The 12,332-nt window shown below is 64.9% G+C and carries 15 protein-coding genes and 1 pseudogene; 7 read left to right on the top strand and 9 right to left on the bottom strand.

Going from position 1 to position 12,332, the window contains the following annotated elements; genetic code table 11:
* Positions 1–4 precede the first annotated feature (4 nt).
* On the bottom strand, positions 5–721 hold the full coding sequence (locus tag MQN93_RS25880) for a DUF8453 domain-containing protein (protein WP_242711448.1): 717 nt from the start codon (positions 719–721) through the stop codon (positions 5–7).
* 617 nt (positions 722–1,338) lie between these two features.
* Here MQN93_RS25880 and kilB point away from each other — a divergent pair.
* The gene (gene kilB / locus MQN93_RS25875) at positions 1,339–1,803 is read left to right on the top strand and encodes a plasmid transfer protein KilB (protein WP_242711447.1); all 465 of its coding nucleotides are present in this window, start codon (positions 1,339–1,341) and stop codon (positions 1,801–1,803) included.
* A 551-nt stretch (positions 1,804–2,354) separates the two neighbouring features.
* On the opposite strand, the gene MQN93_RS25870 is transcribed toward kilB, so the two are convergent.
* The gene (locus MQN93_RS25870; RefSeq protein WP_242711446.1) at positions 2,355–2,672 is read right to left on the bottom strand and encodes a hypothetical protein; all 318 of its coding nucleotides are present in this window, start codon (positions 2,670–2,672) and stop codon (positions 2,355–2,357) included.
* Between the two features lie 78 nt (positions 2,673–2,750).
* On the opposite strand from MQN93_RS25870, the gene MQN93_RS44580 reads away from it, so the two are divergent.
* A complete protein-coding gene (locus MQN93_RS44580) occupies positions 2,751–2,873 on the top strand; it encodes a DUF3761 domain-containing protein (protein ID WP_505016696.1) in 123 nt (40 codons plus the stop codon).
* Positions 2,874–3,069: 196 nt separating this feature from the next.
* The gene (locus MQN93_RS25865) at positions 3,070–4,668 is read left to right on the top strand and encodes a restriction endonuclease (RefSeq protein ID WP_242711445.1); all 1,599 of its coding nucleotides are present in this window, start codon (positions 3,070–3,072) and stop codon (positions 4,666–4,668) included.
* Positions 4,669–4,960: 292 nt separating this feature from the next.
* Here MQN93_RS25865 and MQN93_RS25860 read toward each other — a convergent pair whose 3' ends face one another.
* From MQN93_RS25860 to MQN93_RS25850, 3 genes are read right to left on the bottom strand one after another with little or no spacing between them, the layout of a single operon-like run.
* Positions 4,961–5,281 carry a hypothetical protein gene (locus tag MQN93_RS25860; RefSeq protein ID WP_242711444.1) on the bottom strand — a complete coding sequence of 107 codons (321 nt, stop codon included), beginning with the start codon at positions 5,279–5,281 and terminating at the stop codon, positions 4,961–4,963.
* A 4-nt stretch (positions 5,282–5,285) separates the two neighbouring features.
* On the bottom strand, positions 5,286–5,606 hold the full coding sequence (locus MQN93_RS25855; protein WP_242711443.1) for a hypothetical protein: 321 nt from the start codon (positions 5,604–5,606) through the stop codon (positions 5,286–5,288).
* Positions 5,596–6,156, bottom strand: a complete 561-nt coding sequence (locus MQN93_RS25850; RefSeq protein WP_242711442.1) for a bifunctional DNA primase/polymerase — start codon at positions 6,154–6,156, stop codon at positions 5,596–5,598. Before MQN93_RS25850 ends, MQN93_RS25855 begins: the two co-directional genes overlap by 11 nt.
* 288 nt (positions 6,157–6,444) lie before the next feature.
* Here MQN93_RS25850 and MQN93_RS25845 point away from each other — a divergent pair, with 288 nt between their 5' ends.
* On the top strand, positions 6,445–7,809 hold the full coding sequence (locus MQN93_RS25845; protein WP_505016695.1) for an NsdA family TPR-like regulatory protein: 1,365 nt from the start codon (positions 6,445–6,447) through the stop codon (positions 7,807–7,809).
* 16 nt (positions 7,810–7,825) lie between these two features.
* On the opposite strand, the gene MQN93_RS25840 is transcribed toward MQN93_RS25845, so the two are convergent.
* Entirely contained in the window at positions 7,826–8,752 is a 927-nt protein-coding gene (locus MQN93_RS25840; RefSeq protein WP_242711440.1) for a phosphotransferase family protein, read from the bottom strand.
* 386 nt (positions 8,753–9,138) lie between these two features.
* A pseudogene (locus tag MQN93_RS25835) lies at positions 9,139–9,995 on the bottom strand (nuclease-related domain-containing protein).
* Positions 9,996–10,323: 328 nt separating this feature from the next.
* Between MQN93_RS25835 and MQN93_RS25830 the strand changes: the two are divergent.
* Both MQN93_RS25830 and MQN93_RS25825 read left to right on the top strand, forming a co-directional pair.
* Entirely contained in the window at positions 10,324–10,830 is a 507-nt protein-coding gene (locus tag MQN93_RS25830; protein ID WP_242711439.1) for a hypothetical protein, read from the top strand.
* 158 nt (positions 10,831–10,988) lie between these two features.
* Positions 10,989–11,282: a DNA-binding protein gene (locus tag MQN93_RS25825; protein WP_242711515.1), complete on the top strand. Its 294-nt coding sequence runs from the start codon at positions 10,989–10,991 to the stop codon at positions 11,280–11,282.
* A 25-nt stretch (positions 11,283–11,307) separates the two neighbouring features.
* On the opposite strand, the gene MQN93_RS25820 is transcribed toward MQN93_RS25825, so the two are convergent.
* On the bottom strand, positions 11,308–11,670 hold the full coding sequence (locus MQN93_RS25820; RefSeq protein ID WP_242711438.1) for a hypothetical protein: 363 nt from the start codon (positions 11,668–11,670) through the stop codon (positions 11,308–11,310).
* A gap of 47 nt (positions 11,671–11,717) precedes the next feature.
* Entirely contained in the window at positions 11,718–11,960 is a 243-nt protein-coding gene (locus MQN93_RS44260) for a DUF3761 domain-containing protein (protein ID WP_308404406.1), read from the bottom strand.
* Between MQN93_RS44260 and MQN93_RS44255 the strand changes: the two genes are divergently transcribed.
* Positions 11,926–12,228: a hypothetical protein gene (locus MQN93_RS44255; RefSeq protein ID WP_308404407.1), complete on the top strand. Its 303-nt coding sequence runs from the start codon at positions 11,926–11,928 to the stop codon at positions 12,226–12,228. The genes MQN93_RS44260 and MQN93_RS44255 overlap by 35 nt on opposite strands.
* Positions 12,229–12,332 lie beyond the last annotated feature (104 nt).

Genomic DNA, 12,332 nt, shown 5'->3' with positions numbered 1-12,332 from the left:
GAACTTAGTGGCGATTCTTCGCCTGAAACTCTCTCATCCTTTTGAGCTCGTCTGCAATTCTCTTCGTGCTCCATTCAATGGAGTCAGCATTCAGGGCACTGTCTGCAAGAATATTCAGGTCAATTACATATGTGAGAGTCTCGACCGGGCCACGCGGCCCTTTCGCGTCGACAGTCACCGTGTACACCCGCGGCAGTTCAGGGTCTGCAAAGAAACCGGACCCGACATCCATCGTGTAACCGAACATCCGACCGGGCGGGATTACTGGGATCACACGCGAAGCGGCAGCATTCAGCTTCGCCGTAGCTTCGTCACCGCGACTGGTAGCCAGGGGTGGCGTAACAGCGATCCGGACATCCTTAGCAAGGGTAGGTCCAATGTTTTCAACAACAAACCAAAGAAGCTGAGAGCCCGGTACACGCGCGCGAATATCCACGACCACGTACGGCTCAGTGGCTTCGCGTTGCGCCCTCTCGGCGGCTGCCAACTGCTGCCTCGCAACATCGATCTGTTGATTGGCAGCGGACACCTGCTGTTGCGCTGCGACGACTTGCTGCTGAGCTGCCACCACCTGATCGCTTGCCGCTTTGGCTTGATCGCTCGCCGCCTTCGCTTGCTCACGCCCCGACCTTGCCTGCTGGCGAGCGAAGGTTGCGGCCCCCCCGGAGATAACAAGCCCGAGAGTGGAAACCGCGAGAGCAGCAACAGGCAGCGCATCCATAGCGACACGTTAGAACGGAGCGACGGCGGATACAGCAGAAAGTAGAAAATCTGGGCCACCCGTCCGCTGCACCCTTGCATTGCACTCTGCTGCCGCAAGGAAGACGACAGCCAAACTCGCCGTGTGGTCTGCAGCTGCTTCAACCAACAGGTCTGGGTGTAGGTGGGGCAACCGTCCCACCGCCGCGTCGTGACGTGGGTGGGCCGGCCTAGGGAAGACGAACGGCTCCACCCCGAGTTCTTCCTGGGGTTCCATGGGCTGTGTCTGGTGAAGTCGGTCGACGATGAGGACTGGTACGTGGGCACTCTGAACGACCAGTGTCGACTGCTGGAGCGCCTACGACGATCTGTACGAGGCGCTTCGGCGTCTGTAGCCCCGTTGGTCTCGCTCCAGGTCCAGCGAGATCCGTCTCAGTTTCCGTCTCATTCAGCCCCGTTCACGGCCGTTCAGGCGGGACCAGGAGCCGGACACAGCCCACGAGCGGGCCGCCCATGAACCCAGGTGAACGCCCCCGGACGCGGCCTCAGGAGCCACCACCACAGTTGGAAAGCGTGTTGGAGGTGCCAAGTTGGGCCTGGAGACCTTCCAACGGCGCCGATGCGTGCTCCGCTTGGTGGATGGCAACCATCATCGCCAGTGTCTTAGCTGTCCTGGGAACCCTACTCGGCGCGGGACTCACCCTGGCGTTTCAGCAGCGCGCCACTGACAGAAGCCACCAGTTCACCCGCGATGAGAAGGTCCGCCAAGAACGACTCGACGCTTACTCCGCCTACGGTGGGGTGCTGATCAACTATCGCCGCTGCTTGATACATCTCTGGTTCTGCGAGCACGAGCAACCGCCGCTTGAGGACCCCGAGACGGTGCGGATCCGCGCCTATAGTTTGCGTACCAGCGCGCAAGAGGCACTGTTCAAGGTCCAGATACTCACGGACGACGAGACGCTGAGCCAGGCTGCGGACTCCCTACTCGACGACGTCAACGCCCTAGCCATGGCCGAGAGCAGAAACGAGCTCGAAGACCTGAGAGAACGGACCCGTATCACCATCAGACGACTCATCAGGTCGGCCAGGCAACACCTCTGAATCGGCGTCGACACGCCTGTTTGTGCGACCAGCCCGCCCATGCCGCTCCCAGACCGCTCGCACTACAGCCGCACCAGATTGAGCGGGGAACAGCGGGGAATCACGGTGAAGGCCTAGGCTCGACGAGGACACAGGCCAGCCGTTCGCCCAGGTCAGCGCCCCAACCAGCCCCGAACGCCCGCAGCTTCCCAAGCCGAGAGCGCGAGTTCGATTCTCGCCACACGTTCCACTGTGAACCTCCAGGTCATTGACCGGGGGTTGTGTGTTGTCGAACCACTATCAGTCGTTCTCCCTACAGCGGTATGAGTAGATGGTTCACAATGCGCGGTATGCCGTCCAGGTACCGCCGCCCTCGAAGACGCTCAACAACGCTCCGCTGCGGACGTCCTACCAAGAAGGGGACGCCGTGCAAGCTGCCCAAGGAAATCGGCCGAGGGTGCCGCCATCACGCCACCCGGGCTGAGCGCGAAGCCGCCGCCGAGGCGGTGCGGGCGCGGGCCGAAAGAGCGAGACAACGGGCGGAACGGAAACAGCGGACGATCCGTGCCGGACTAGTTCTCGTCACCCTGACGTTGCTGGCCGGCCTGGGGTCCTGCACCTGGAACGCCTGGAAAGAAGATCAGCACGAGGCTGGGTGCCGTCCATACCGAACTCATGCTCTGGCGCTGAGTGACAAAGCCCAGGCGGTGCGAATTCCCCTCGTCTTCGCCGGAGACGCGACCGTAAGCATCCTGCAACTCGGGGGCAAACTCCCCGACGATCCCCTCGGAAGCATCGGCGCCGCATCCGCCACTGAGTTGGACATATCGACGGCATACTCCGAGAAGCGCGACCTTGCTGGACAGGCTGCACGAATCGTTCTCGATCACCGGGAGTGCTTCGACTCAGACTTCATCGCCGAGGCTTCCCTTATAGACCAAGCGCCTACCGAGGTCAGCAGGGTGGAGATGCCGTCACCCGCTCACTGCAGCGACGGGTGGCCGTCCAGCTCTATCGGCCGACAAGGTGCATGCTCGCATCACGGCGGCGTCGTCGACGCACGCCCATGGGCCACCCTGTTCTTCGACTGATCGCTCACGGCGGTAGCCCACATGACCTTCAAGGACGGATCTCTGTATGGCTAGGGATCTGAAGATCAGAAAGCAGTGTGGTGCAGGGCCCTGCTTGACAGCTCCAAGGTGGTCGCGAGTTGCTGGTGATTCTCTGCCTTCCTGCGGGAATGCACAGCGTGACCCATGGTGGTCGGCAGCTAGGGGGAGGGGTCCAATGGCTCAGCGTCGGAACAACAATTGGCACAGTGAGTATCAGCGGCAGCAGCAGGCGATGCAGCGCGCACAGCGTCAGCAGGAACAGCAGGCTGAGCGGGCACGCAAGGCCGCTGAGGCGGATCGTAAACGGCGGGAGCGGGAGCAGAAGGTCGCCTACGAGCAGCGGCAAGCAGAGCTTGCGCAGGCTCGAACCATCGGTGTCGAGCATGAAGCGGAGCAGTTACGACAGTTGCTGCGCGACGCCCTGGTAGGTGATGCGCCGACCTCCTTCGAGCGGCTCCGTCGCGTGCACACACCGATGGCGTTCGATGAGCGTCCCTGGTCTCGCCCGGAACTCGCGCCGCGGTGGGAAGACTTCGCCCCACCGGAGCCGGGGAAGCTGTCAGCGCTCCTCGGGCTGGGCAAGAAGAGATATGACACCGAACTGGCAGCTTCTCAGGAACGCTTCCGTGAGGCACAGGAGCACCATCAGCGCGCGGAGGAGAAACGACGCACCGCGTTGGAGCGTAAGCGGGTCGCGCACGACCTGAGGGAGGTTCAGGCGGCTCGAGAGGCTCAGGAGTTCAACGAGGCTTTAGGCCAGCGGCGCGAGAGATACCGCACTGGGGATGCCGAGGCAGTTGAATGGTTTCTGGGAGAGGTGCTGGACGCCTCCACATATCCAGCAGGATTCCCAAGGGGGCATCGCATTGCGTTCCGCGCAGCAACCGGTGACGTACTAATCGAGATTCAGCTGCCCCTGGAGGAGTGCGTTCCGGCCGCACGAGGCTACAAGTACATCAAGTCTCGTGATGAAACGACGGCGGTGCCACGTCCGGAGAAGGAGCGCAAAGAAACGTACGCGTCGGTGCTCGCCCAAATCGCGCTGCGCACCGTGCACGAGGTCTTGGCCAGTGACACGGACAAGATCATCACTGGTGTAACGCTCAATGGTCATGTGAAGACTGTCGACCGCGCCACTGGGCAAGAGGTATCCCCCTGCCTAATCACGCTCAGTACGAGCAGAGATCAGTTCGCGACTCTGAGACTGAGCCAGGTTGACCCGGTCCACTGTCTGAAGCATCTCAACGCCCTGGTGTCGCCGAATCCGTACGATCTGGAGCCTGTCCGGCCCATCATCGAGTTCGACCTGTCGAAGTACAGGCTGATGGACAGCATGGACGTCGTCGCGGGCCTCGACAGCAGGCCGGTACTCGTGCAGTTGTCGCCGACCGAGTTCGAGCACCTGATCCGCCAGCTCTTCGAAGCGATCGGCATGGAGGCTTGGAACACCCAGGCGTCGAAGGACGAAGGCGTCGACGCCGTAGCCGTCAGCAAGGACCCCGTCTTCAACGGTGAGTGCATCATCCAGGCGAAGCGCTACAGCAAGCTCGTCGGAGTGGAATCCGTCCAGGCCCTTGCCGGGGTCGTGGAACACAAGCGAGCCGCGAAGGGTGTCCTGATCACGACGTCGTGGTTCGGCAGGGCAAGCCACGAGTTCGCCCGGCAGCACGGCCGCCTTCAGCTCATCGAAGGTCCCGAGTTGAAGTACCTCATCAAAGAGCACCTCGGAAAGGACGTGATTCCGGGGCCGGTTCCACCAAAGCGTCGCGCCTGACAACGCGCTCCAGGCCGGCGAACCCGGGCCGCATATGCCGGCCGATGCCTCGTCCTTCGATGGCTGCCGCACCACAAACGCACCAGATCCAGCGGGGACGGCGGAATCACGGTGAAAGCAGCCAAGCTACCGAGCCCCACGTTCGGCCGTTCGCCCAGGCCAGCACCAGAACCGGCCTCAAATGCCCGCAGCTTCCCAAGTTGATGCCGGTTGCCCTGCCGTTCGTCCGGGCTGCGGCGCTGGGGCGCCGGTCCCGGCCGAGCGGCAGGGCAACAGGACGCCGAGGAGCGGTTCAAGCCGCAGGCGCTTCCTGGGGAGGGAGCGGGGGCACGTTCGTCGTCGTGTCCGCCGATTCCGCCGCTAGTCCGGCCGTGATCAGCCTCGCCAGCAGCTCAGCCGCCTCAGGACGAACGGCCCCGAGCTGCACCAGCCCGTCACCGAAAACGTTGACGTCGGCGACCAGGTCGGGGAAGTCCGAGTCCAGCCCGAGCAGCACAAGCTGATCAGCCAGAGCGCCGGCGCTTTGTCGTGCGCGGTTCCAGCCGCGCACGTACGGGACGCCCGGCGACAGGTTCTCCGCTCGTTTGGCCACTACTCCGCGCCGGTCGGTCATGATGTCAGGCCCTTCCCTGGCGTTCTTCAGCGACGGTCGGTTCGTCGCCGTCGTCGTTATGGTCTCGGCCGAATCCGCTTGCCAGGGCCAGGCGCAGGAGCTCTGCGATGCGCTCGGCCGTGGCGGGAGACACTCGGCCCAGCTCGACAAGGCCGTGTCCGAAGGCGTTCAAGTCCGCGCGCAGGTAGGGGAAGCCCTTCTCCAGGCCGGCGCGCACGAGGACGTCTCGCAGTGCGGTGGTGGCGTTTCGGGCCGCGTACCAGCCGTCGCTGTCAAGCGGCGACCACGCGGCAGCGTCGCGCCCGTCGGTCGGCTCATTCGGCATCCGTGTTCGACTCCTCGGGGAGCGCGGCGACCGCCGCGTACGGCGTCGGGTACTGCTCGTCGAAGCGGTCGATCCTTGCCAGCAGTTCCGCGGAAGCGACCAGCGCAGTGGCCAGGGCGACGGGACGCAATGGATTGGCTTCCGGCCGACGCGTAGGCGCGCGGAGCCACTGATAGCGGTCGTCGGCCAGCGAGATGGGGCCCGGCACGACGACGGCACAGTCCTTGCTCAGGTATCGGTACGGCGGTGGCGAGGACGTTTCGCGTTCGAGGTAGTGCGTGAAGGTCTCGCGGCTCCGCGAGGAGAGGAAGAATCCGACTCGCTGTGCCTTGCGGTCGACGACCGTTGGTCCGAACGGCATCGCGCTCCGCAAGAGACGATCGAACATCTCCATCCCGAGGCGCTGTTCCACGCTCAGCACGTCGAAGTAGCGGCCGGTCGGCAGCAGGCACGGCATGCGGGGATCGTCCGCCCACACCTGCCGGCACTCAATGGGGTTGTCCGCTGCCGCCGACAGCCATTGCATGCCGCTCCTGGTCATCCTCTGCACGCCATCTCACCTCGGTCGAGACTGGGTTGCGGCCGCGATGCCGCCCTGTGTCCAGGCTCGGGGACACCACCCTGGCCAGGGCAGATGACGAGAGGTGACGGGGGATGACGGGTCAGGCGCGGACGCGTCATCCCCCGTCACCGATCAACAACCCTCGATCTACGGTTACTTGCAGCGCGCGGCAAAGAACTGCGCGTACATTCGATCGTGAAGCCGAAGAGTCGTGCGCCCCAGAAGTCGCACCCGTGCTCAGGTGGGGAGGGAACGGTCACGTCTTCGCTAGAGCCGATCAGCGTTCGCTTACGGCAAGCCCGTACGGGCCGAGGCTGGAGTCAGCCGAGGTTGGTACGCGAGCTGCGTCAGGTTGCGCTCGGCCGCGGCCACCAACTCCCGTCAGACGCCAGCGTGAAGCGTCGTATCGCCAGTTGGGAGAACGGCCACAGCGCGCCGGACGACTTCTACGGTCGGTTGCTGTGCGAGGCGTACACCCTCAGCGCCGCCGAGCTGGGGCTGAACCACGAGGGGGAGCGCGACACCGGGCTCTTGGACGCCAGCTATCCGGCGAGCCCCGAGGGCGCGATCGATACGGTCGGTCAGCTGTGGCGCGCTGATCTCAACCGGTACGAGCCCCTGTTGCATGCCGAGCCGTCCGAGCCCGCGTGGAACGAAGCCTCGCTTCGTTGGCTGGTCGCGCCCGAGCCGGCCGTTCCGAGGCAGCGTCGAGACGGAATGCGCGTCGGTTTCGGAGACGTCGCCGCCGTCAAGACCACGGCGGACATGTTCGCCGAGTTAGACGACCGGTTCGGAGGCGACCACGCTCGGCATGCAGCCGTGCAGTACCTCAGCACGGAAGTGACGCCACTCCTACGCGGGCAGTACAGAGAGCAGGTGGGTCGAGCGCTGTTTTCTACTGTGGCAGAGGCGACCCTCCTGGCAGGTTGGATGTCCTACGACGCCTGCCGCCACGGTCTGGCGCAGCGGTACTTCCTCCAGGCCCTCCGGCTGGCCCAGGACGCCAACGATCGTCGGCTCGCCGGAAGCATCCTGTCCGCCATGAGCCACCAGGCGACGTTCCTCGGTCGCTACACGCAGGCCGCGACGCTCGCCCGCGCGGCGCTCATGGGCATCTCCCCCGTGGCCACGCCGACACTGCGTGCCCAGTTTCATGCCATGGAGGCTCGCGCACTTGCCCGCACCGGCGACGTTCGGGCATGCGAAGCGGCCCTGACCGCAGCCACGAAGGCGCTGGAGAGCCGGAACAGCGACGACGAGCCCGAATGGATCAGCTACTTCGACGAGGCTGAACTTGCTGCCGAGGCCGCCCACTGCTTCCGCGACGTCAACAGCGCCCGAAAGGCCGTCGCCCACGCCGAGAATGCCATGAGCGGAAGCCACGTACGAAGCGACTTCTTCGCGACCATGGTGCTGGCGGACGCCCACCTGCGCGCCGGCGACGTCGAGGAAGCCTGTCGTGTCGCCCTTGATGCCCTCGACCTGGGCGAGCAACTGAAGTCGGCTCGCTGCATCAGCTACCTCGCGGAGTTCCGGCAGAACCTTGCAGGTGTCGGTAGCAACAGGGACGTACAGACCCTCACCGATCAGGTCAGAGACCACAGATTGTGGCTCGCCGCTGGCGGTCAGGCCGATTCCTGACGCGCCAACGTCTCGGTCAGAACGGGCCCCATTCGTCTCGGCCCTCACCAGTACGAAGGGACCCCACTCGCCGAGCGAACTCGGTGGCGGCCCGGTCGCTGCTCGTGACCTGGTGACCGAGCCAGGCGACCATCATCAGCTCACGCAGGTCAGCGAGCGTCTCGTACCCGGGCCAGTTCATCAGGTCGAAGCCGTACCGGTGCACGAACTCTGCGTACTCCGCCTTGCTGTGCCACGCATACCGCTCGTAGAACATCGCCGTCTGAACTAGGTCCCACTCACGCGGCGCCAGAGCGAAACCGTCCAGGTCGATGAGCACTGCGTGCCCGTCTCGGTGACGGAGGATGTTTCCGATACTGGCATCGCCGTGGATCATGCCGAAGGGAAGGACGAAGTCCAGCCGGTCGTAGTCCTTACCTAGGCTCGATGCTCGTTCTTCGAGGAACGTTCGGTCCTCCGCCGAGATGCCGTCCAACCCTTCGAGGGACGCCGCCACCTTGGCCAACGGGTCGAAGTACGGCAAGTGCAGAGACTCGGGTTCTTCAAGCCAGTGCAAGCGACGGAGGAGATCCGCGAGTTCCCCAACCGTCCCGTACTCCTCGTTCTCCTGAACGCTCTCCCAGAGGGTCACCACCAGGCCGCCGACAACGAGCGGTTGAGCGACCGACGCCGGCACGCGCATGGCCGGGAAGTCCTGCGTCTCAAGCCAGCGGGCCACGCTCACTGCCCGTTCCATCTCGCCGAGCACCGCCGGATCACGCGCGATGCGGGCGATGACCGGCAAGGACGCCAGGCGGTAGACCGCGTTCGAGCCTAGCCGCAGCAACTCGGCACCGCGGGAGTCGAGTTCGACCATTGCGCATGCCTCGCGAAGGACAGGTTCCAGGCCCTCCGCCGTGAACTCCGCGCCGCCGTCCGCTCCCCCGCTGCTGCCCGAGATCATGCTTCGACCATACGGGCCGGGCCCACCGCCCGACAGGCCGCCCGCGTAATAGGGGCGTAATGATCTTCACCCACCGCAACCGAGACCACCCTTCCCGTGCAGGTCAGCTCCCAAATGGCGCAACGGTCTCCCCTGGCCTCCGGAGCCGTGTGCGCAGGTTCGAATCCTGCCGGGGGCACCCAGCATGAGGTGCCCAAAGACCCCGTCACCAGCGGAAACGCTGAGGCCGGGGTCTTCGCGTATGTGCAGCCGTATGCGGCCCGAAGCGGCCGTATGTCGGGGCCTGTGGACGAGGCGTGGACGGGATCTTGAGGCATCGCCCCAGGTGAGCTCTCGGATGACGAGGCTCACGCCGACGTCGGGCGTCGAAGGCCGAGCGCCGCGGCTCAGGCCTGGCTCCAGGCCTGACGGTGGCGAGCGACGCTGTACACCTGCTCAACCTGGTCGACTGTCAGTACGCCTGAGAGCGGCGCCAGGGCCGATACCTGGCGTTCCTTGTACACCCGCACGGTGAGCTGCGTGGCCACGACCTTCAGGTCGGTGACGCCGACGAAGACGAGCACCGGTTCCACCGGCACTGGAAAGTCGCAGTAGTACGCGAGCACTCGGGCTACTCGCTTGGCTTCCGCCCGGCGCTTGCGTGCGTAGGCGCCGGTTTTCCGTGGTCGACTTTCACGGAATCGTCGCCGACCCATACGGCTTTCCTGTGGTGATGCTTCGTATTGATGCTGAACACCCCACCAGGCCCGATCAGTAAGTGATTGATGTCCACTTGGTTGGCCGAGGGAACGGAATGCAGGACGTGCCAACCGTGGCGCGCTAATCGGTTCAGCTCGGCGCCCACGCGCCGCTCTCCCGCCAACCCCTTGCGCCAGGTGTCCCACTCCGTGGGCCGTCGAAGAAGGCGTGAGACCCCTCGCTCCACGAGTCCCGGACCGGTTTCGTCCAGCAGATCACGCAAGGCAGCCCCGGGAGGGTTCACGGCCAGATCGTCGGCCTCAGTCAGAGGCGGCAGCACCGGACGACGCGCTGTTGTCTCGGGCGTCCTGTTTGGCGGGGCTGTCTCGTCGAGCTTCTGTAAGTGCTGTGTCAGCACAGCGGTTACGTCATCGCGGTACTCGGCCCGCAAGACCGTGATCTCCCCTGACGTGACGTCCGCCCAACCGACCGCAGGGCCCTCAGGCAGGTTGGCGTACAGACGGTCATGTCCGTACCGCTTCCAGCGCGTGATGTGCAGCTCCACAAGGCCCCCTGTACTTTCGCGCCGGCGTTTCCGCCATGGCAGCAGCAAGCGAGATACGGCCACAAGAAGGCAGAACAAGCCGCATGGCTCCGCTCGCTCCTGCGCCTAGCGGGTCAGCGGTGGTAGTGGATCATCTCCAACAGAGCGATCGGGAACAGAAGGGGTCGGCGCAGGCACCAAGTGCAGTGGCCGCAACGCCACTTCACTCGCCGCCCCCGGAGCAAGAGCTGAGCGCCACCAGCCGACGCGACTCGCCCGCGGGCGAAATCGACGAGGTGAATCCTCCAAACCAGCGGCAAGGGCGCAGCACCCGAGATAGAAGGTGCCCATGGATCTCAACTCTCCAGCGGCCGTCGCTCTCATAGCGGCAGTGGTGTCCGTGGTCGGAACCCTCTTAACTGTCCGCGCCACCGTGCAGACCAACCACAACGCAGCAGTCCAGACACAGTTCCAAGAGATCATCAAGAGGCGGATCGAGTATTACCCCAAGCTTTGGAAGATCCACATTCGCTACGAAACCAACTGGACTCTCTCAGGTCAGCCCAAGACCCGCGAATGGGCTGAGCAGTACGCCCAAGAACTCATGGACTTCAACCTGGAAGGTGGCGTCTTTTTCTCCCAGCCCGTCTACGCGAAGTTCTACGAGCTGCGCTCCGACCTCTACCAGGCCATGGAAATCACCCAGCCCGGCGCTGAGGTCCCGCGAGACCTCACCCACAAGATCAGGCAGAGTGTGTACGGCGGCCCTGGCTATGGACCTGGGATGTCCACCCACATCAAGAACGACCTTGGCAGTTACCAAAGCGCCTCTCTAGCGCGAGTCGGCAAGAAGTAGACGCAGTCGAAGAGGGCAACCTGAAAGGGCCACCTCAGAGATGAGCACCCTCGCGTTCAACCAACGCACCCGCCAGTAGGGGCCTACGAGTGCCGAGAGAACCACGCCCGCAGCTTCGGTGAGGTCGGGGTCCGAGCCCGTTTGCTGGGCCCGATGACCTGCGTGTGATCACGTCGTCGGCCACTCTGGTGGAGGCCGTCCGCCCTGGCATCAACCGCCCGGCCCTGGAGTGGACGCTCTCCCGTCTCGTCGTGGAGCCGGTCACCGACGCGGTCGCGCGCTATGCTGCCGCCCTGCTCACCGATGCCGGCCTGCGCGGGCACAAGTACGCCATCGACTCCGTGCTCAGCGCGACGGCCCTCGCCGCCCCGGGGCCCGTCACCGTGCTCACCTCGGACCCCGAAGATCTCGCGGCCCTGTGCGGAACACGCGCCATCGTCATCAAGGTCTGACCCCAGTCGTTACGCCGTAACGACGTCACCCCTCGCGGTGCCGAGCGAACACCCGCTGTTGCTCGTCCTGCCAACTCCAGTTCTCCGGATGGGAGAAGGGCAGGCTTCTGGCGAGGCTGGAGAACTGGCCGGATGGCTCCCTGCTGGCCTGGTTCACGACGATTGCCGAGAGCATCGGTGCTCGGCCGTCTTCGTTGCGGTGGAGGCAGACGTCCTTGAGCAGGTACGTCATGATCCCGCGGTGAGGTGGGATGGAGTCGTAGCCTCCTTTTTTCAGCTCGGCGCTCAGCTCTCCGTACGTGATGGTCTGCCCCTCCCGGGCCCGCTTCTGCAGGATCTCTACCGCCAGTTCGACCGCTGCCGGGTATTCCGGGTCCTTGATCCTCACTGTTCCCCCCCCCGCGTGGACACTGCTCAGCCTGCCCGAAGGCCCGCTCACCGATAGAAGACCGCCACACCCCCATGATGCGAGCAAGCTCCCTGGTGGTGGGCCGCGTACGAGTACGTGCCGTCGTTGCATCGGGCTGTTGCGCCGTTGCCTGCGGAGGTGGAGCCCCCTGATGAGGTGGAGCCCCCGCTGGATGACGAGCCGCCGGAGGTTCCGCTGCCGCTCGATCCGGAACCGGAGGATGCGGCGTGAGCCGTGACCGTGACCTTTACCTTGACCGTTTTCGTCACCGTCGGGGCGGGCTCGGGCTTGGCGGTTTCCGTTGCCGTGGCTGTTGCGGTGACCGTGGCTGTGGCCGCCGGCTCGGCCTTGTCGGCGGCGGTCGTCTTCGTCGTGTCGGTGTTCGTGTTCCCGCTGTCCGCGCCGGCGCCTGCCGCGCCCAGGGCGAACGCGAGGACCAGGGCGGGGAGTACGAAGCGCTTGCGGGCCCACTTGGGTGCGGGGCGGGTGGCCGGCGGTCCGGGCGGCGGCGAGCACGGCGACGGCTGGGGCGGGTAGTGGCTCATGGGATCCCCCGGGTCTAGCGGTACGTGGGGGGTGAAACTATCCGTGCGGGCACGCCGGATGTGATGGATTGATGGAGATGGTGATTGAGTTGTAAT

It is taken from the genome of Streptomyces spinosisporus (assembly GCF_022698145.1).
In the GTDB taxonomy this organism is placed as follows: Bacteria; Actinomycetota; Actinomycetes; order Streptomycetales; family Streptomycetaceae; genus Streptomyces; species Streptomyces spinosisporus.
This window is presented reverse-complemented; position numbering and strand designations above follow the sequence as displayed.

Excerpts from the sequence above, each read along its gene's own strand:
- MQN93_RS25880 (WP_242711448.1), bottom strand. The coding sequence starts at position 721 with ATGGATGCGCTGCCTGTTGCTGCTCTCGCGGTTTCCACTCTCGGGCTT.
- kilB (WP_242711447.1), top strand. The coding sequence starts at position 1,339 with ATGGCAACCATCATCGCCAGTGTCTTAGCTGTCCTGGGAACCCTACTC.
- MQN93_RS44580 (WP_505016696.1), top strand. The coding sequence starts at position 2,751 with ATGCCGTCACCCGCTCACTGCAGCGACGGGTGGCCGTCCAGCTCTATC.
- MQN93_RS25865 (WP_242711445.1), top strand. The coding sequence starts at position 3,070 with ATGGCTCAGCGTCGGAACAACAATTGGCACAGTGAGTATCAGCGGCAG.
- MQN93_RS25860 (WP_242711444.1), bottom strand. The coding sequence starts at position 5,281 with ATGACCGACCGGCGCGGAGTAGTGGCCAAACGAGCGGAGAACCTGTCG.
- MQN93_RS25855 (WP_242711443.1), bottom strand. The coding sequence starts at position 5,606 with ATGCCGAATGAGCCGACCGACGGGCGCGACGCTGCCGCGTGGTCGCCG.
- MQN93_RS25840 (WP_242711440.1), bottom strand. The coding sequence starts at position 8,752 with ATGATCTCGGGCAGCAGCGGGGGAGCGGACGGCGGCGCGGAGTTCACG.
- MQN93_RS25830 (WP_242711439.1), top strand. The coding sequence starts at position 10,324 with ATGGATCTCAACTCTCCAGCGGCCGTCGCTCTCATAGCGGCAGTGGTG.